The sequence below is a fragment of the Bacillus sp. BACIII genome (assembly GCF_057836745.1).
Genome location: NZ_CM174437.1, coordinates 1,478,844 through 1,496,799 on the forward strand (window position 1 = coordinate 1,478,844; position 17,956 = coordinate 1,496,799).

Here is a 17,956-nt window from a genome sequence, read left to right on the forward strand (position 1 = left end):
TATCATTCCTGTATGTTTTTCACTTTTTTATCTTTCAGATTCAAACCGTGCTTTTTGGCGATATCCATCAATCGCTGCGGCTGGCTTAAGTCACCCGCTGTTTTTTGGAGATCACCGATCTGCTTATTCTTCTCTGATACTTTCTCCTCCAGTTTTTGCACCTCAATATTGGATTGGTACGCCGCGTATGCCTTTGATACGATAAACATTGAAGTGGAGAGAACGGCAATGGCAAACAGGACGAGCAGCACCTTTTCCCCGAGTGTAATGGAAGCCCCTTTTTTGACAATCACCTTTTTTTCGGGACTTATCACTGGCCGTTGTTGTTTTTCCTGCTGGTAAGCTAAGTTGCTCATAGGCTGATGACCTCCTTTATGTTGTCATTTGCTGCCCGTTATTTTCGTTTCTCCGCAATGCGGAGCTTCGCTGAGCGGGCGCGGTTATTTTCTTCAAGCTCCTCTTTTGATGCCGTAATGGGTTTTCTCGTAATCAGTTTTAATTCCGGTTCAAATTCTTCCGGTATCACAGGAAGACCCGGAGGCAGTTCGGGAAGTGATGATTTTTCCTTGAATGTCGTCTTGCACATTCTGTCTTCCAGTGAGTGAAAAGTGATCACAGATACCCTTCCGCCCGGCTTCAGCATCTCTATCGCCTGCAAGAGAGCCTCTTCAAATACTTGAAGCTCATCGTTTACGGCGATTCGAATGGCCTGAAATACGCGTTTGGCCGGATGACCGCCGCTTCTTCTCGCCGGAGCCGGTATCGCGTCCTTTATTAGATCGACCAGTTGGCCGGTTGTTTGAATAGGCGATTTCTCTCTTGCCTCTTCAATTTTTCTGGCGATTTGCTTGCTGAATTTTTCTTCTCCGTATTTAAAGAAAATCCGCACAAGATCCTCATACCGCCATTCATTTACGACCTCTTTCGCCGTAAGGGCGGCCGACTGGTCCATCCTCATGTCCAGCGGTGCGTCATGATGATAGCTGAATCCCCGTTCCGGTGTATCAAGCTGCGGTGAGGATACTCCTAAATCAAATAAAATTCCGTCGACACTCGTAATGCCGTGTTCGTGTAAACATTCTTTTAAATAACGAAAGTTGCTTTTCACCAAAATGAGCTGTCCTTTGTACTCAGACAATGTTTGCTTTGCGTTTTCAAGCGCCGTGTCATCTTGGTCAAAGGCGATTAAACGCCCTTTTTCCGATAATTGCTGCAATAAATATGTACTGTGCCCGGCGCCTCCCAGGGTGCAGTCCACATAGGTTCCGTCCGGTTTGATATTTAAACCGTCGACGGTTTCACGTAGAAGTACTGTCTTATGCTGAAACATTTGTGTCGGTCCCACCTTTATCAGGAATGAATTGAATTGTCAGTTGCTGTGATGCACGAAGATCCATTATATATCAAATCCAATCATGTTTTCAGCAATTTCGGCGAATGAATCTTCTTGCTCTTCTGTGTATTGTTCCCAGATTACCTTACTCCACAATTCAATTCGATTGGAAACCCCGATGACAACACATTCTTTTTCCAGTTTTGCGTAATTCAGAAGAGATGACGCAATATTAACCCTTCCCTGCTTGTCCAGTTCGCATTCGGTCGCACCGGAAAAAAAGAAACGGGTAAATGCGCGGGCGTCTTTTTTGGTGAGCGGCAGCGCCTTCAGCTTTTCTTCGATCAGCTTCCATTCATTCATCGGGTAGCCGAAAAGACATTGGTCAAGTCCTCTTGTCAGCACAAACTGCTCACCGAGGCCTTCTCTGAATTTTGCGGGTACGATCATGCGGCCCTTTGCATCAATTGTATGCTGGTATTCACCCATAAACATGATAAGGACCCCCACTTTCTCCCCTAAACTCACCACTATCCGCCACTTCTCTCCACAACCTCATTTTACACTGTTTAAACATAAAAAAAAACCCTGAACTATTCAGGGTTCTTTAAAACTTTATTTCAAAGTTTGACAATCTGATGTTGGTTTTGAAAAGAAAATGGCAGATGTTTGAAGGTTGTGAAGAATTTTGGACCGTAACGGTTCAAATAATACATTACATTCCAGATCCGTTCCTGCGGAGCGCCGAGCGGTCTGATGCTGTTTTGGATTCTTTCATAGTCACGAAGCACAAAACCTTCTTTTTCTTCAATTCTTTTTGTTACCGTCCGTTCTAGAAACAAGAGCTGATCTTGAATGAAGGCGGCATTCTTCTGTAAGAGCGGCTCAAGGCTTGAATCGACTTTAAGCGCTTCGTCTCTTGCTTTTTTATGGGCAGCTTCAATCTGTGACTTCGCCTGTTCCATCACAGAAGAAAATTCTTCAGGAATCTGCTCGTTAAAATAAGTCTCCTTCAGATGTCCGGTGCCGTGTTCGATCGCTTCTTGAAGCGGGATATTCCGTTCTGCAAGCTTCTTTTCAATATGGCGCTCAAGAATCGTAATGTTTAATCTCGGCACTACCGGAGTCATAGAAAAGCCCATTAATGAGAAAGCCTGCTTCAGCTCGCCCCAATAATTGACTTCCCCCGGCCCTGCGATAAACGCAAGAGTCGGGATGAGAAACTCCTGCATCAGCGGCCTTGTCACAACGTTATTGCTGAAACATTCCGGTTTTTCTTCCATATGGGTATGAAGTTCGTCGTCCGTCCACTCGAGGTCGAGCTCCTTAATGACAAAAACGCCATTTTCTTTTTCAATTAAGAAGCGCTCTCCCTCATACTCGTAAAATAAGTTGGCCTGTTCTTTGTCCGATTCAATAATCGGGTGATAACCGGCTTCCCGCATAAGACGTTGCTGATTTGACACTGCTTCGGCAAGTTCATTATTGTGCTTTAAAATCTGCTGAAACATTCCCGTTTCCAGCTTTTTAATTCCGGGATCTCCGGAATTCATCAGAATAAGTCCTTCTTCTTGAAACAAGCCGGCGATTAACAGTTCAAAAAAATCCGTAAATGTCTCTGATGAGCGTAAACATCGCTTCACATTTTGAAGGAGTGCGTTTGTGTGATCCGTTTCCTCAAAAGAAGCGAACACCTCATCAATCCACGCCGCACATTTTTCCTGATCAAGAGAGGTATTGGCTGCCGATGTTTTTTTCCAGTAAGACTGCGGCAGCTTCTGTTTCACCGGGCCTTTTTTCTCTGTTGACGTATGCACATAATTGATTTCTTCCAGATCGTGATCTTCACCCGCCACCCAGAAAATCGGAACGACAGGAATCCGGAGCGCCTCTTCCTGCTGTCTGGCAAGTACGATAATGGAGATAATCTTATGTATGGTGTAAAGGGGTCCTGTTAAAAGACCGGCCTGCTGTCCGCCTACAACTGCTGCGCTTTTTGGATCTCTCAGTTTTTTGATGGAGGCCTGCATGGCGGCGGAGTTAAATTTTTCGTGATACGAGGATAGGTAATCGGCTAATTCCTCTCTGGCAAACGGCCTTGAAGACAGGTCTTGAAGCCGCTTTTGCCATACATCCTCAGAATGAATATCATAATCAAAAAATGAAGACATGTTTTCTCCATCTATATAGTGCTGCACAAACGTATTTTGACTTTTGATGGAAAGTTCAGTTAGCTGCATCTGTCTGGAACTTCCTTTCTCCAATAAATAGTTAGGTTTCCGAAATGAGTATAGCATGTTAGCGGAAAACCTCAAAAGACTTTGTTTCAGTTTCTTTCTAACGCTTTTATGCTGCGGTGTAAAAACGGGAGATGAACGGCCGGCAATCCCCGGCTCTCCGCCTCTTTCACAAGGTATCCGATAATCGCATCGGCCTCCGTCCGTCTTCCCTCCAAGATATCGACAAGCATGGAAGAATGATTTTTTTCCGTCAGGCTGCAAACTTCGCAAACCCTGTTCCACGCTTCCTCTCTATCCGCGAGGCCAAGTATTGTCTCCGCTTCTTCAAACACGTTTCTCATATATGTTTTGTAAGCGGCATTTGTTAACAGCTCTCCGTTTTTCACGCGCAGCAATGCAGTTAACGGGTTGATGCATACATTTATGATCAATTTTCCCGTTAACAGCTGATACCAGTCGTTTTCATCATATACGGGAAAATCCCGGTGCATTCCGGAAAAGATGGTTTTGAGCGTTTCCGGACGGGATGCACGGAATACACTCCATCTTACGGCTCCGGTCCCAGTATGTTCAACGACATGATCTGATATCCTTTTTGCCCCGTGCTCAACCGTGCCGGCATAAAGCGAATGATCTGTATGCCAATCTTTGATGTCGTGTATGTGTCCCATGCCGTTTTGCAAAAACAACACATTCGTCCCTTTTATTGTCTCAAGATCCGGCAAAACATCGCTGAGCTGGTGCTGTTTAACAGCTGCGATTAAGAGATCGAATCCGGAAGTGATGCCTGTTTGCGCTCTGCATGACGCCGTACATTCTTTTCCGTCTTTCACCAGGCGTATACCGCCTGAGTTAATCGCATCAGCCTGCTCTGTCCGCCTCGTGATGACCGTTACCTGATGGCGGGACGATAAGTAGTAAGCACATAAAAGGCCCACCGCTCCGCCGCCGATAATTCCGATTTTCACACTGTCACACCCTATATCTGCTTTTTTCCATATTATCATAGCAGAAGCCGCCGCAAATTACTTCAATTTCGTTTTGAACAAAATGACAGACGAACATATTATAGTTGGAATTTTCAATTAAAGCGTTTACAATAATAAGTAGAACACAACAAAGGGGGAGTTTGTGTTGAAAATAGAGCGCCTGCTCATCAACTTTAAGACACTCGAAGAATTTAAAAGGTTTAAAGAATACGGGATGCAGGAGCTGTCCATGCTTGAAGATCTGCAGGATAATATCATTGAAAATGACAGCACCTCGCCTTTTTACGGGATTTACTTCGGGGATAAACTAGTGGCGAGAATGAGTTTATATCAGGTAAGCGGCAGTGCGAATCCGTATTTTGATCAGCGTCAGGACTTTTTGGAACTATGGAAGCTGGAGGTTCTTCCCGGCTATCAAAACAACGGATATGGCAAAGCGCTTGTCGATTTTGCAAAATCCTTCAGAATGCCGATCAGGACGAATTCACGCATGAAATCAGCAGAATTCTGGGATAAGATGAATTTCGAGCCCGTTAAATATGATATGGCGCGTGATAAAGGAGAAAACCCTTACATCTGGCATCCTGATATGGACGGTGAAATGACAGCCGGGGAAACGGCATAATAAAAAAACCGGCCGGGACAATGCCCTCAGGCCGGTTGATTTTACAGGCTCTGCGCCGATTTTCTTTCATCATCTTTCAAATTGACCATCCTTCTCGCCCTGTCCATAATATCAATTAACGCTTTGTAATCTTCTTCCGTCATCTCCAGCTTGTTTCTCAAGCTTTCGTTTTCCTCACGCAGATCCTCGACTTCTTTTTGCAGCGCGGTCAGCTGTTCTGTGAGTTTTTCTTTTTCATGACGCACATCCGCTGCGGCTGGCGACTCTTTAAATTGCTGCAGAAACAAAATCACATCATCAATGGACAGCTCTTTTTCTCCTTCCGCCCTGCGGATCGGGGGCTGCTTGACGGTTCCCGGCAGATTGGCGGAATGCACCCCGATTTGCTTTCTTAATTCCTTCCGCTGTTTTTTCGCCAGTTCTATCCCTGACTGATATTGTTTCCTGACATAAGAATTCCACCTGAACCCGCAGGCGGCAGCCGTTCTCGTCAGCGCTCTGCCGACTTCTTCAAAAGCGGAAAGCTGCGTCCCGCCTTCCCGTATGTGCCTGAGCACCACTTCGGCCAGCAGCAAATCTTCATCTTGCGTCCACGCATCTTGTCTCGTAATCGTCAATCGTATCTCCCTCCATATTTGCTCATTTACCTCATACATATGCCGCTGATAGATTAGATAGACTATTGGCGCTCACAATTTTTTCGGCGGAAGCAGGCCGGAGGAAGAAAAAAAGAAAAGCGCAGGAACCGAAATTCCCGCGCTTTTCTTCATACATTAATTGCTTTTTACATTTATGTCTTTGCCGTTGTATGATCCGCATGCTTTACATACACGGTGAGACAATTTCATCTCTCCGCATGACGGGCATTCTGTCATACCAGGTACATTTAGTTTGAAATGTGTACGGCGCAATCTTTTTTTCATTTTAGAAGTTCTTCTAAAAGGTACAGCCATTATTCCCACCTCCTTAAAGAGTTAAGATTCATCATCTTGTGTTAAGAGCTTTTTCAGATCCGCAAGTCTGGGGTCGATCTGATTTTTCTTCTCTTCCTCAGAAATCACTTGCCAATCCTTTCCCACTTGGGGAGCGGCCCCTTCTTTTTGTTCAGTTTCACAAAAGATTTGCATAGGAATTTCTAAAAGAATCTCTTCTTTTACGATCGGAGTCAAGTCGACGGTATCGTCTTCAGCAATATGAACGTCCTCATCTTCTATATCATCCGTCTTATGAAATCTAAACAGTTCTTTTGTCGCGATTGTAAATGGATACGGCACATCAACTAAAGTTCTTGAGCACGGCAAAACCATTTCGCCTGAAATCGTAAAGTCAAACGAAACCTGCTTGGATTCAATCTCCGCGCGGCCCTTCACCCGGACGGGAGAAATGCGGCGGATGTCAGAATTCAATTTTGTCAGCTCATTCAACTCAACTGTTTCATCAAATTCAAAGCTCTTTTTCGCCATTTGATGAAGCTGATAAATCGTCCATTTCATTTGTATCACCTCAGGAAAGCAACAAACATGATTATAGCTTTTCAGAATGTTTTTGTCAATATTTTTTCTTTACAGCATAATGCCGCCGTCATGCAATCGTTGACAGCCGGATAGGCTAATCATACACTAAACGAAACGGACGAAAATATGCACTTCATTTGCAAATGTACCATACGAAGCAAAACATAGCAAGAAAGGCGGAACAAATATGAAAGCAGTCGGAATAATTGTAGAATATAACCCTTTTCATAACGGCCACGCTTATCACATACAACAAGCAAGAAAACAAACAAAGAGTGATATTGTAATTGCTGTAATGAGCGGTAACTTTCTACAAAGAGGAGAGCCTGCGATTGTTTCAAAATGGTCAAGAACGAAAATGGCATTACAAAACGGGGTTGACATTGTTATTGAACTTCCATACATATTTGCTGTTCAAAAAGCTGAAATTTTCGCTCAAGGAGCTGTAACATTATTAAATCATTTAGGATGTTCGTCTCTTTTCTTCAGTAGTGAATCCGGTAACATCAACTCATTTTATGAAACATTGAAGCTTCATCAAAGAGAACAAAGGAAAATCAAGGAATTTTTCAAAAAGAATATAAAGACAGGGACTAGTTATGCATCAGCAATGTCTCAAACAATTAGTGATATCGGTATAAAAAATGGTGTGGATTTATCCTATCCTAATAACATTTTGGGTTTTCATTATGTAAAAGCAATTAATGATTTAAACTTATCATTAAAGCCACTTACTGGTTTACGGAAATCACAAGGATATCATGAACAATCACTTCCCAAAAATAAGGAGTCTTATGCAAGTGCAACCAGTATAAGAAAAGCGCTTATTGAAAATCAAGAACTTAATTTTATTAAAGATTTTGTTCCATCTACAGTTATTGAAGAGCTCCTTCAATATAAAAATGCGTATGGAGTTTGGCATAAATATGAAGATTACTTTCAGTATTTAAAATATGCCTTTTTTGTTTCTTCATCTAGTGACTTAAATAGTATATATGAAGTAGTAGAAGGCCTGGAGCATCGGATACTTAAAGTGCAAAATAATTCTTATTCATTTGAAGATTATATGAGAAAATTAAAAACAAAACGGTATACTTGGACAAAATTACAGCGTTTGAATTTACATATTCTAACACACACAAATAGTGATGTAATGTATAAATTATTAGAAGATGGGGTTACATATGTAAGATTATTGGGGATGAATACCAAAGGACAATCCTATTTATCTAAAATGAAAAAAACATTTAAACTCCCTATTGTTAGTAAGCTTTCTTCCTTTTCTAATCCGTCATTAGACTTAGACGTTAAAGCAGGACTTGTTTACAGCTTGCCAATTAGAGAACCCATGCGTTCTAAGTTTAACATAGGGGAATACTCAAATTCTCCAATTCGTTTTGACGAATTTAAAAATGTATTTATTCAAAACAATTGATCATTTGACAATTTTTGAATTTAATTTTGACAATTTTTGAATTTAATAATAAAATATACCTATATTATATTTTTTAGGGGGAATTTCAATGAAAAAATTCATCTTTCTCATTGCTTGTTTATTTATTGGTACATCTACATTTTTCGGCTTTAATGAACAAGTTCATGCTGCAACTTATTCTGGATGGCAACATCCCGACAATATGGCTAAGAGTTGTAAAGTAAGAATTATAACTGATGCTAGTACATATACCGCTAAAGCAACATCTGTCGATGCAAAAATTGAACAGAACGGTAAATGTGGTAATATTTATTACAAAATGTATTTAAGTTATAAAAACGGAGTATTTGGTGGAATTGGTGATGAACAAACGGGAAGCTTTAAAAGTTCAACTCCTTGGAAATCTATAAGTTTAAAAGGCACATCTTTCGCCACTCAGACTACTTCCGTTCATGTTCTTGTTTCCAAAAAGAAAAATAGTGGTTATAGTAAAGAACCTGTCTATTCAAAAAATATAAAATTATATGCACGTTAAATAAAAAGGGAAGCTTCGGCTTCCCTTTTACTATTGGTTTGAGAATTTATCAGGTGCTTTTTACTTTCAGCTTATCCAAATAATCAAGTGCGTCCTGCATGGTGTCGACCGGAACGATCTTCATATCGGACTTGATAGCTTTTGCCGTTTTTACCGCATTTTTATAATCAGAGTTTTCAGCACCGTTTTGGTTCGGAGCAAAGAAAATATCTTTCCCCGCTTTGTCTGCGGCGACGACTTTCTGATCGATTCCGCCGATCGGTCCGACTTTGCCGTCAACGTCGATTGTTCCCGTTCCGGCTATATTATAGCCTTTTGTTTCGTCAGGTTTTGTCAGCTGGTTGTAAATTTCTAAAGACATCATGAGACCCGCAGAAGGCCCGCCGATGTTTTCAATGCTGAAATGAAGATCGGGCTTCACTTTCACGTTCCGGTCCGTATATAAGGCGACACCGATTCCCGCTCTTTTCGGGTCGTCCGGGAATGATTTCAGCCCAATGTCAACGGTCTTTTCTTTCGTGTCCCGTTCAATGTGAAACGTGACTTTTTCCCCCGCTTTTTTGCTGCTGATATAATCAATCAGCTTTTCAGCGGATTCGTATTTCTTCCCATCCGCGCTGATGATTTTATCACCGACCTCTATTTTTCCTTTTGCCGGCATGCCGGAGACGACTGAGCTGGCGTAAATGCCGTTAAATGAGTATTTTACCTGTTTTCCGGCTTTTTGATAAGCGGCAATGACCGCGTTTTCTTGAGAGCTTTTCATCATCTGCAGCTGGCGCTTCATATAGTCTGAATCTGTTTCGCCCTCTTCTTTTATGCTTTCATCCGGGACGATTTCATCGTAAGGATGCACTTTCGCCCAAAGATATGTATACGGATTGGCTGGGCCTACTTTGACAGTCATCAAGGAAAGGCTTCCTTTTTCAGGATAGCCTCCGTCCACCTTAATCAGCGGTCTCAGCTCTGATGCTTCTCCCGGCTGTGTGATGTAATACGGAAGCTTAATAAATGTAACAGCGATTAATAAGATCAGGATGATAAACACCCAGCGAAAATGTTTTGCTTTCATATGAGTTAGCCCTCCCAGTTCTCTATTTCTTGTTTAATCCGGCCGATCATCCGGTCTGCGGCTTCTTCGCCCGCTGTGATCATATGATCAATGTTGGCAAAAGAGCTTGAACTGAATGATTCAAGAGAAGGGCGGATCATGACGTCTGCGGCAATGGTCTGGTGACGGACCAATTCATTTTGCAGTATATCCATACTTTGCATGATTACATCAAAAATATGTGCCGCTTTTTCCGTTTTTTTCACCCGCGATACGTCGGAGGCGATGACGATATCAGCGCCCATATCTTTTACCGCGGAAACCGGGATTCTGTCGACCACCGCGCCGTCCACTAACATGCGCCCGTTCATTTTTTGCGGAACGAAAACGCCCGGTATGCTGATGCTCGCGCGGACGGCTTCGGATACAGAGCCTTTTGTAAAAACGAGTTTTTCTCCGGTCTGGAGGTCGCATGCCACAATGCCGAGCGGGATCCGCAGTTCTTCTATCGGCTTGCCGTACGTATACGCATGTACGAGCTGCCTGATGCGGTCCCCTTTTAAAAATCCGAGACGCGGCATCGTATAATCTGCATACAGCCGCCGCTTAAATGCTTTGGCGACTTTTTTCATCGTGGCCACGTCATGCCCGGCCGCATAAAAGCTTCCGACTAACGCTCCCATGCTGCTGCCGGCAATCATATCAATTGGAATCTGATGCTTATGTAAACTGGATAACACTCCGAGGTGAGCAATGCCTCTTGCCCCTCCCGAACCTAACGCTAACCCGATTGTAGGTTTGGCCAACGCGACGAACCCCCTATAGACATCCTATACATGAATTCTATGGTCTAAATTGAACCCCTATGCTCGTATATTAGTACAGGATGACAAATAGGTACTTGCCCGGCCGTCCTTAAGGTCTGTTCTATATTTTATCATGATATAAATGTCAGTGTGCAATTTTAGCATTGGGGAGGTAAGAATGAACTTGTCTAAGTTTCATACATTTTTGATTTCATTGTTTTTTATTTTTTTGACGGCGACGGTTATTTCACACCCGCAGGCCTCATTCGAAGCCTCCAAAACCGGACTTTCCATGTGGTGGGAGGTAGTTTTTCCTTCGCTGCTTCCGTTTTTTATTTTATCTGAGCTTTTAATCGGATTCGGTATTGTCAGGTTTGTCGGCCTTTTACTCGAACCCTTTATGCGCCCCATTTTCAGAGTGCCGGGGGTCGGCGGATTTGTACTGGCTATGGGCATGGCTTCAGGAAATCCGGCCGGCGCGAAACTGACTGCACGGCTGCGCCAGGAGAAACAGATCTCCAGAGTGGAGGCTGAACGCCTCGTCTCTTTTACCAATTCATCCAATCCGTTATTTATATTCGCGGCTGTGGCGGTCGGCTTTTTTCATAACGCCTCTCTCGGCATTCTTTTAGCATCAGCTCACTATCTCGGAAACATCGCCGTCGGCCTGACGATGCGTTCATACGGACGGAAAGAAGAAGCGTCGTATACCGGGAAAAAGACGCTCTCTCTTCCTTCACTGAAAGAAGCATTTCTGGCGCTGCACAAAGCGCGGCTTTCGGAAAAGCGGCCGCTCGGAAAAATTTTAAGCGACGCCGTCACGTCTTCTGTACAAACCCTGCTGATGGTGGGCGGTTTTATTATATTGTTTTCGGTTTTCAGCCGGTTATTATCAATCGTACAAGTCATGGATGTGCTTTCTGTATTTACAAACGCGCTTCTTTCGCTCTTCCATCTTCCCGTAAGTCTGGACATTCCTCTTATCAGCGGAATGTTTGAGATTACGCTTGGGAGCAAGCTGGTCAGTGAAGCGGATGCCGCCTTGCTGCCGAAAGCGATGATTGTGAGTTTTATTCTCGGTTTCAGCGGCCTTTCCGTACAGGCCCAAGTGGCCGGCATTTTATCGGAAACAGACATCCGCTTTAAACCGTTTTTCGCAGCGCGTATCCTTCAAGGCATTTATGCCGCCCTTTTTATTCTTTTACTGTGGAAGCCGCTTTATCTTGCATTGGACGAACCTTACCAGTCCGTATTCCTTCCGCTCCGCGATCAGGGCGCGGCCTCGGCTGCCGTCAGCGGATGGAACACACTTGTTGAAGCCGGCCCCGCCGTAACCCTGGCTGCCCTCACCGTATACGCACTGATTTATTGTTACAGGCTGTCAGCACGAATAAAAAAAGGATGAGACGCCATACGCGCTTCTCATCCTTTAAATTTCTGCTGCAGCGCCTGTTCGACTTCCGGAGGAACAAACTCTGAAACAGGCCCGTTATATTTTGCGACCTCTTTTACAATGCTTGAACTTAAAAAAGAGTACTGATTGTTCGTCATCATAAAAAAGGTTTCTATTGACTCGTCAAGCACGCGGTTGACAGAGGTTCCCTGCATCTCATATTCGAAGTCAGAAACAGCTCTGAGTCCCCTGATAATCGCATTCGCCTGCTTTTTTTTCGCGTAGTCGATCAACAGTCCCCCTGACGTCTCGACCGTAATATTCGGTATGTCTTTTGTCACTTCCCGCAATAGCTCACAGCGTTCTTCGACTGTAAACAGCGGCTGCTTGGAAGAATTATTAAGCACGCATACGTACACATGCTCAAACACGTTTGCTCCCCGCCTGATAATGTCCATGTGTCCGTAGGTGACGGGATCAAAACTTCCGGGACATACAGCTATACTTGCCACATCATTACCCCCTATTTCGGTATATCGTCACTCCTGTAAGCCCGTAAATTTCCCTTCTTGTTACAGTAAGCGCGCCGACGGCTTCAGGAAGCGCAACCGCTTTATCATGCTCGGCTACGACAAAACCGCCTTCATTCAGCATGTTCTCTTCATCAATCATTTCGATAAGCGCTTTCAGCTTTTGTTCCTTATACGGGGGATCTAAGAAAATTCCGTCAAAACCTTTTTCCCGTTTCGCCGCGGCATAGAGGGCCCGCTCTGCATCATTGCGGTATACTTCCGCTGAAGACAGCAGATCCAGCGCTTTTATATTCGCTTTTACCGTTTGGATGGCTTTGAAATCCCGATCCACAAAGATACAGCGGTCAAATCCGCGCGACAGCGCTTCAATTCCGAGACCGCCGCTCCCCGCAAACAAATCCAGCCCCGTTCCTCCGTCAAAATACGGGCCGATCATATTAAAAATAGACTCTTTTACTTTATCCGTCGTCGGCCTTGTTGATGTGCCCGGCACAGCCTTTAAGGCTCGTCCTTTTCTTGAACCGGAAATTACTCTCATTTTTCACACCACTTTTTCTGAAAACTTTGATGTTTCGCATCGGCTGAGCCGTTATGTACAAAAACAATCCCTATCTTATCATAAAGCATTCTTTCAAACAATGAGCGTGAAATCATGTATACATGCTCACATTCTTGTCAAAACTACGTGTAACAGCATCAATAAATGATGTTGTTGCCAACCGCGGAGAAGACTTACGTTTCCCCATAAGTTCTTCCTCCGGTTTCTCCTCTCCCTTTGCCTTCTCCTTAACTTGTTAAGGAATAGAAGGACCCCGCAGGTTTCTGCGGGGATTTTTTTATATGCCGATCTTATAATCGTACTCTTTCGCTTTATCAAGCTTTGATTCAAATTCCAGCTTTAAAAAGGGCTTATATGAAGGCTCTACTTTCTTCACATATGAATAAGAAGAAATCTTTTCCATCGTTTTTTCGATTTGGCCCATATCGCAATACAGCACTGCGTATTTCAGCCGCTTGGAAACATAATGAACGTTGCCGAATTTTCTCAGCATTTTACTGTGTTTTAAAGAATGCAGATATACGATTATGCCTTGGCGCTTGCTTTCCATCATGATCACCGCCTGACTCTCTGTTCATTTTATGTAAAAGACGAGACGGCCGTCTCGTCAGGAAACTTTGCATCCGCAGCCGCCGCCGGAACCGCAGCCGCCGCCGCAGGATGACAGGCCGTCAAAATAAGGATTCCCCGTCGGAACTTTTACATGCTCCGAAAACGGCCGTGCCGAGTTCGATGCTGATCTCGTCAAGCAGCGACTGAAGCTCAGTCTCCGCTTTTTTAAATTCGGCCACCTTATCATTTAAATCCAGCTCCCGCTTCAACTCTCTCATTTTGCGGGAAATTTCTCTATAATCAGGATGGTATTTGCCAAAGCGCTGCACATCCTCATACTGCTCTTTAATGCTCAAAAAAGAACGAATAATCCGCCCTGCCTCTTCATCTTCATGGAGACGCTTGTAACAATCGCGGTAATTTTCAGCCGTCTCAGACTGCAGAATCATGCCGGCAAGCTGCTCCGCTTCACTTTGAAGCCGGACGGACTCAATTGTTGCATACATTAATACGCACCTCCAGTTGTTAGTTTACCACGAAACCTGCCAATTGGAAAATGCGGCGTTTAAATGCTTTTTAATCCTGCGAACGCATGGCGTGAACCATCTGCATCATCATCTGCGCCATCTGAATCCCGTTTGAAAATTGGCTTACCCGGTGCGGTATTGTTTTTTCATAAAAATTCATCATGTCCAGCTGAAATGAATTGAGATCGTCCGGCTTTCTCGCGAGTCTTCGGTACCAGACGGGGCGCTGCCGTATAAACCGTTTCCGTTCCTCATCTGCAGATATGAATTCCTGAACCTCTTTTCGCATACACGATCCCCTTCTTTAATCCTTCCTGAACGAAAAAGGATGTTGTCCGGAGCCTTGCCGGGGCTGCTTTGTATCGCTGCTCGAAAATTGGCTTAAAAGGCTTTGCAATGATGAAATAGACTGGCTCATTTTATTGATCTGCTCATTCATTTGGTTGATATCCATCTTTTTGACGGCAGTGACCATTTTTGAAACGAAATCGTTCTTTTCAGCTGGTTCCTGTTTGGTTTCCGCTTCAGAAGCAGACTGAACGGCCTCGTCTTTAAATGGGTCCCACATCGAATCGTCCTCGCCGAGGAGAACCCAATTTTCATAGACTTCCTGCCAGCTTCTTTGTTCCTTGCGAACATTTTGGATCAGTTTGGGATGCTTTTTTACGAATTGTTTAAAATCATCGATTGATTGCCGTGATTGCTGATTCGCCACAATTCTCACCCCCTCCGAAAAGTTTTGCCTGCTATAATGTATCGGTTCAGGCGCCTTAATGTTCGCCTAAATTGCGAAAAAAAGCAGGTATATGCAAAAATTATTTTTCCCGGCAGGAGCCCGCTCGCGAAAAAACATAAAAAAACCGCGGGGGCTGCGCCCCTCTGCGGTTTTTACTGCCAAGGCTTAATGAAGTTTTGCGTATAATATTTCCGGTCCACGCCGACCCCGAGGTGGGTGTAATCAGGACTTAACAGCGCTTTTCTGTGTCCTTCACTGTTCAGCCAGCCCTCCACTGCCGCCGGACCGTCCACATAGTTGTAGGCAATATTTTCACCGGCTTCCCGGTATTTCACATCGCCTTTTTCCAAGCGGTCCTTCAAAGTCCCGTATTTCTTTGAGACATGGGAGAAATACTTGTTGTCCTTCATGTCCTGGCTGTGGCCGAATGCCACTTTTGCAGCGCCTTCGTCCCATTTCAGCCTTGTAAGTCCGTGTTTCACGCGGATGACATTTGTAATATCGAGAATCTGCTGTTCGCTCGCCCGTTCAATGCTGTCCCATTTTTTATCAGAAACAGGCTCGGGTTCTGTGAGTCTTCCTCTGTACATGACCTCGTACGGCCTTTGTTTTACTAACGTCTCCGCATCAAATGCCCTGATGCTTGACAGATTCCCGTCAAATTTGTCCATGTACAGCTGAACATACATACCGCCGATCTTGACAGTGGGACGGGTATTGATATCTTCTTCAGAAAACTCAAACCGGTACGTGTTACCCTTATCCGTCACATTGACAAACGGAGCAACCTGCGTCGTTTTAAAGACTTCGCCCGTCGATTCGCCGATCTTAAACGGTTTTGCGTTGATGCCGCTTCCTGAAGCGTATAAAGTCACGGCTTTATCATTCAGAATACCGACTTGTACATATTGGTCTTTCCCCTGGTTGTACACCCACCATTCATAATCATAGGCAGAAGGATCTTTCCGGGACGGTTCCCCGAGTTTCTTTTTCACATCGGCAGCAGATTTCCCCATAAGAGAAAGCAGTCCGGATGACGGTATTTTCAGTCGTTTTCCGCTCGCCTCCTCATTGGAAACCTGAGGCTCCTCCTGATTCGTTTTTTTCTGAGGAGCCGATCCATATTGTATAAACAGAACATACGCTCCGTAAATAAGCAAAAGGATAACGAGAGCCCTGGCGATATTTTTCAACCTCTCACCCCCATGAAATCAAACTGTTCTATTATTGTTTTTCTTATACAGTACAGCCTATTTGCAGCGTCCGTCATTTATGTTTAATGGATAAACCCTTCCGGACCTTCGTCTTCAGAAATGTCAGACAGCGCCCGGCCTGCTTGCTCATTTGATTGCTCAGCCAAGGAAAGGTCGCCGAGCGTGACAATGCCGACCAGTTTTTTATCCCGTGTGACGGGGATTCTTCTGAGCTGATGTTCAGCCATCATATAAAGCACTTCTTCCACAGAAGCGTCTTCTTCTGCACTGATAACCCGCTCTGTCATTGCATCGGTTATTTTTTGAGAGTTCGGCTTTTTAGAAGCAATTCCCCGTAATACGAGATCTCTGTCTGTCACGATCCCGACAAGGGTCGCTCCGTCTTCATCCACTATCGGAATAGCGCCGACATCCGCGTCTTTCATCTTCACCGCAGCTTCATATACATTATCTAATACTGTACAATATTGCAAGTCTGACGTCATGAGCTTATTGATCTTTGTCATTGCGGAATTCCTCCTTTTTTCTGCTACTATTGTCGTCAAATTTTTCTTTTTGCATACTTTCACCGTATGAATCATTGAATGTGCAACGCTTTCATACTATGATTGTCAGGAAAGGTAAATTTTAAAAGGAGGGGGAAGGTTTGAAGTTTGAAAACAGCGGTCTTGAAGGGGTAACTGCGGAGCTCAGCCGCTTGAATGATCTGATGGAAAGCAAAGGGCTCATTCTGGCCGGACAATGGGATTATGAAAGAGTGACTTACGACAAAAAGTTTTCAGTTGCTGAGGGGACATTTTATCTGCGGATTCAAGGAACGGCAAAAGAGGGCGATGTAGGCGGCAGCCGTGCCGTGATTCAGCTGAAGGCCCCTCTTTTAGGAAAGCATTATTATCCGCACGGCGTAGAATACGGCAGCGATGAAGAATTTCCGGAACATGTCGTCGCAAAAAGCAAGGCATTACTGCTTGAATTGGCAGAGTCTTTAAAAACAGTGCAAATGTAATAAAAAAGTACAGCAGAATATGCTGTACTTTTTTTATGAGACGGTATGCTCGATATACGGCGGCTCTGAGAGCGTATCTTTTTCCCGTTCCGTTCTGACCCACTGAAAAAAGACGACAGCCAAATATGTTCCGTAAACAATCTCTTGTATGATTTTCATCAGCACTGCCCCGAGCTGCTGATCTTCCAGAGGAGGAAGCGTGTTAAATATCTCCGGACCGGATAAAGGGATCTTCTCCACCAAGTCTAAAGGGACACAAAGCTTCATAGCTTCGGCCCAAGCCGCCGGATCTGTGTACGTGGCATACATGGGCGCCCCGCTGAACATAATGAGCGCACAAGCCGGCGTTAACAGAATCCCGTCCGCCATAATATACCCAAGCTTCATTAAACCGCTGAGCCGGGGCAGACCGTCCACCTGATGCACAAGCGGCCACCACATAAAAAACGCCGTTACAAAGATGAGTCCGTTCATCAGCGCGTGATACAGCGAATCCATTTTGACGAAATCAAATATAAACGGAATGTGATACAGTGAAAAAATGCCGTTAAACAGCAGCAAAGCGATAAGCGGCTGTGAAAAAAATGAAAACAGCCGCTTTACGCCGGGACGGAAAATCAGTTTTTTCCATGCCCAGCCGGGAATTCCGGAAATCAAGAGCGGCGGCACGACTAAAAACAGAACCGCCATCTGCACCATATGAGCGCTGAACATCACGTGGCCCAATAAGTCAACCGGACTTCCCGCAGCCGCGTAAAAAAACAGCGCGGAAAGCACAAACAGCACCTTCTCTTTAGCGGACACGCGTCCTTTATGCCGGCTGCACCAGTAAAAGTAAACACCTGTTATCACGGCAGTTATAAAAAACAGATACGGGCTCCACATGGCGCGAAACCCGAACATTTCCA

At 44.4% G+C, this 17,956-nt stretch carries 23 protein-coding genes and 1 pseudogene; 5 read left to right on the top strand and 19 right to left on the bottom strand.

Going from position 1 to position 17,956, the window contains the following annotated elements:
* Nucleotides 1-2: 2 nt before the first annotated feature.
* From ftsL to ACXN9U_RS07015, 5 genes are all read right to left on the bottom strand, one after another.
* A complete protein-coding gene (ftsL, locus tag ACXN9U_RS06995; RefSeq protein WP_060962850.1) occupies nucleotides 3-356 on the bottom strand; it encodes a cell division protein FtsL in 354 nt (117 codons plus the stop codon).
* Between the two features lie 38 nt (nucleotides 357-394).
* Entirely contained in the window at nucleotides 395-1,330 is a 936-nt protein-coding gene (rsmH, locus tag ACXN9U_RS07000; RefSeq protein ID WP_016936213.1) for a 16S rRNA (cytosine(1402)-N(4))-methyltransferase RsmH, read from the bottom strand.
* A gap of 66 nt (nucleotides 1,331-1,396) precedes the next feature.
* Complete coding sequence (mraZ, locus tag ACXN9U_RS07005) at nucleotides 1,397-1,828, bottom strand: division/cell wall cluster transcriptional repressor MraZ (protein WP_013352164.1); 432 nt, start codon at nucleotides 1,826-1,828, stop codon at nucleotides 1,397-1,399.
* Between the two features lie 125 nt (nucleotides 1,829-1,953).
* The gene (bshC, locus tag ACXN9U_RS07010; protein WP_489202356.1) at nucleotides 1,954-3,573 is read right to left on the bottom strand and encodes a bacillithiol biosynthesis cysteine-adding enzyme BshC; all 1,620 of its coding nucleotides are present in this window, start codon (nucleotides 3,571-3,573) and stop codon (nucleotides 1,954-1,956) included.
* A gap of 86 nt (nucleotides 3,574-3,659) precedes the next feature.
* A complete protein-coding gene (locus tag ACXN9U_RS07015) occupies nucleotides 3,660-4,541 on the bottom strand; it encodes a 2-dehydropantoate 2-reductase (protein WP_489202357.1) in 882 nt (293 codons plus the stop codon).
* Between the two features lie 163 nt (nucleotides 4,542-4,704).
* Here ACXN9U_RS07015 and ACXN9U_RS07020 point away from each other — a divergent pair, with 163 nt between their 5' ends.
* Complete coding sequence (locus tag ACXN9U_RS07020) at nucleotides 4,705-5,187, top strand: N-acetyltransferase (RefSeq protein WP_060962853.1); 483 nt, start codon at nucleotides 4,705-4,707, stop codon at nucleotides 5,185-5,187.
* Nucleotides 5,188-5,228: 41 nt separating this feature from the next.
* Here ACXN9U_RS07020 and gerR read toward each other — a convergent pair whose 3' ends face one another.
* From gerR to ACXN9U_RS07035, 3 genes are all read right to left on the bottom strand, one after another.
* Complete coding sequence (gerR, locus tag ACXN9U_RS07025) at nucleotides 5,229-5,804, bottom strand: sporulation-specific transcriptional regulator GerR (protein WP_016936217.1); 576 nt, start codon at nucleotides 5,802-5,804, stop codon at nucleotides 5,229-5,231.
* A 156-nt stretch (nucleotides 5,805-5,960) separates the two neighbouring features.
* Entirely contained in the window at nucleotides 5,961-6,140 is a 180-nt protein-coding gene (gene rpmF, locus ACXN9U_RS07030; RefSeq protein ID WP_003154457.1) for a 50S ribosomal protein L32, read from the bottom strand.
* Nucleotides 6,141-6,161: 21 nt separating this feature from the next.
* Entirely contained in the window at nucleotides 6,162-6,680 is a 519-nt protein-coding gene (locus tag ACXN9U_RS07035; RefSeq protein ID WP_016936218.1) for a YceD family protein, read from the bottom strand.
* A 208-nt stretch (nucleotides 6,681-6,888) separates the two neighbouring features.
* On the opposite strand from ACXN9U_RS07035, the gene ACXN9U_RS07040 reads away from it, so the two are divergent.
* On the top strand, nucleotides 6,889-8,136 hold the full coding sequence (locus ACXN9U_RS07040) for a nucleotidyltransferase (protein ID WP_489202358.1): 1,248 nt from the start codon (nucleotides 6,889-6,891) through the stop codon (nucleotides 8,134-8,136).
* 88 nt (nucleotides 8,137-8,224) lie between these two features.
* A complete protein-coding gene (locus tag ACXN9U_RS07045; RefSeq protein WP_061862166.1) occupies nucleotides 8,225-8,671 on the top strand; it encodes a hypothetical protein in 447 nt (148 codons plus the stop codon).
* 49 nt (nucleotides 8,672-8,720) lie between these two features.
* Here ACXN9U_RS07045 and ACXN9U_RS07050 read toward each other — a convergent pair whose 3' ends face one another.
* Both ACXN9U_RS07050 and ACXN9U_RS07055 read right to left on the bottom strand, forming a co-directional pair.
* Nucleotides 8,721-9,743: a SepM family pheromone-processing serine protease gene (locus ACXN9U_RS07050; RefSeq protein ID WP_060962855.1), complete on the bottom strand. Its 1,023-nt coding sequence runs from the start codon at nucleotides 9,741-9,743 to the stop codon at nucleotides 8,721-8,723.
* Nucleotides 9,744-9,748: 5 nt separating this feature from the next.
* Nucleotides 9,749-10,528, bottom strand: coding sequence for a patatin family protein (locus ACXN9U_RS07055; protein WP_014304961.1), 780 nt, complete (start codon nucleotides 10,526-10,528; stop codon nucleotides 9,749-9,751).
* Nucleotides 10,529-10,706: 178 nt separating this feature from the next.
* On the opposite strand from ACXN9U_RS07055, the gene ylbJ reads away from it, so the two are divergent.
* Entirely contained in the window at nucleotides 10,707-11,933 is a 1,227-nt protein-coding gene (gene ylbJ / locus ACXN9U_RS07060; protein WP_060962856.1) for a sporulation integral membrane protein YlbJ, read from the top strand.
* Nucleotides 11,934-11,950: 17 nt separating this feature from the next.
* Here the strand turns inward: ylbJ and coaD are convergent, their stop codons facing one another.
* From coaD to ACXN9U_RS07100, 8 genes and pseudogenes are all read right to left on the bottom strand, one after another.
* Complete coding sequence (gene coaD, locus ACXN9U_RS07065; RefSeq protein WP_016936222.1) at nucleotides 11,951-12,433, bottom strand: pantetheine-phosphate adenylyltransferase; 483 nt, start codon at nucleotides 12,431-12,433, stop codon at nucleotides 11,951-11,953.
* Nucleotides 12,434-12,437: 4 nt separating this feature from the next.
* A complete protein-coding gene (gene rsmD, locus ACXN9U_RS07070; protein ID WP_045927180.1) occupies nucleotides 12,438-12,992 on the bottom strand; it encodes a 16S rRNA (guanine(966)-N(2))-methyltransferase RsmD in 555 nt (184 codons plus the stop codon).
* Nucleotides 12,993-13,290: 298 nt separating this feature from the next.
* A complete protein-coding gene (locus ACXN9U_RS07075) occupies nucleotides 13,291-13,563 on the bottom strand; it encodes a YlbG family protein (protein WP_016936225.1) in 273 nt (90 codons plus the stop codon).
* A gap of 57 nt (nucleotides 13,564-13,620) precedes the next feature.
* Nucleotides 13,621-14,071 (bottom strand): annotated as a pseudogene (gene ricF / locus ACXN9U_RS07080) (regulatory iron-sulfur-containing complex subunit RicF).
* Nucleotides 14,072-14,141: 70 nt separating this feature from the next.
* Complete coding sequence (locus ACXN9U_RS07085; protein ID WP_003154475.1) at nucleotides 14,142-14,381, bottom strand: YlbE-like family protein; 240 nt, start codon at nucleotides 14,379-14,381, stop codon at nucleotides 14,142-14,144.
* Between the two features lie 15 nt (nucleotides 14,382-14,396).
* Nucleotides 14,397-14,807 carry a YlbD family protein gene (locus tag ACXN9U_RS07090; protein ID WP_047475165.1) on the bottom strand — a complete coding sequence of 137 codons (411 nt, stop codon included), beginning with the start codon at nucleotides 14,805-14,807 and terminating at the stop codon, nucleotides 14,397-14,399.
* A 173-nt stretch (nucleotides 14,808-14,980) separates the two neighbouring features.
* Nucleotides 14,981-16,021 (bottom strand): CAP domain-containing protein, encoded by a 1,041-nt coding sequence (locus ACXN9U_RS07095; RefSeq protein WP_438421867.1) that lies wholly within the window; start codon nucleotides 16,019-16,021, stop codon nucleotides 14,981-14,983.
* Between the two features lie 83 nt (nucleotides 16,022-16,104).
* Nucleotides 16,105-16,548 (bottom strand): CBS domain-containing protein, encoded by a 444-nt coding sequence (locus ACXN9U_RS07100; protein ID WP_489202359.1) that lies wholly within the window; start codon nucleotides 16,546-16,548, stop codon nucleotides 16,105-16,107.
* A gap of 140 nt (nucleotides 16,549-16,688) precedes the next feature.
* Between ACXN9U_RS07100 and ACXN9U_RS07105 the strand changes: the two genes are divergently transcribed.
* Nucleotides 16,689-17,048, top strand: a complete 360-nt coding sequence (locus ACXN9U_RS07105; RefSeq protein ID WP_016936230.1) for a YugN family protein — start codon at nucleotides 16,689-16,691, stop codon at nucleotides 17,046-17,048.
* 33 nt (nucleotides 17,049-17,081) lie between these two features.
* Here ACXN9U_RS07105 and ctaG read toward each other — a convergent pair whose 3' ends face one another.
* Nucleotides 17,082-17,951 (bottom strand): cytochrome c oxidase assembly factor CtaG, encoded by an 870-nt coding sequence (gene ctaG / locus ACXN9U_RS07110; RefSeq protein ID WP_489202485.1) that lies wholly within the window; start codon nucleotides 17,949-17,951, stop codon nucleotides 17,082-17,084.
* Between the last annotated feature and the right edge of the window lie 5 nt (nucleotides 17,952-17,956).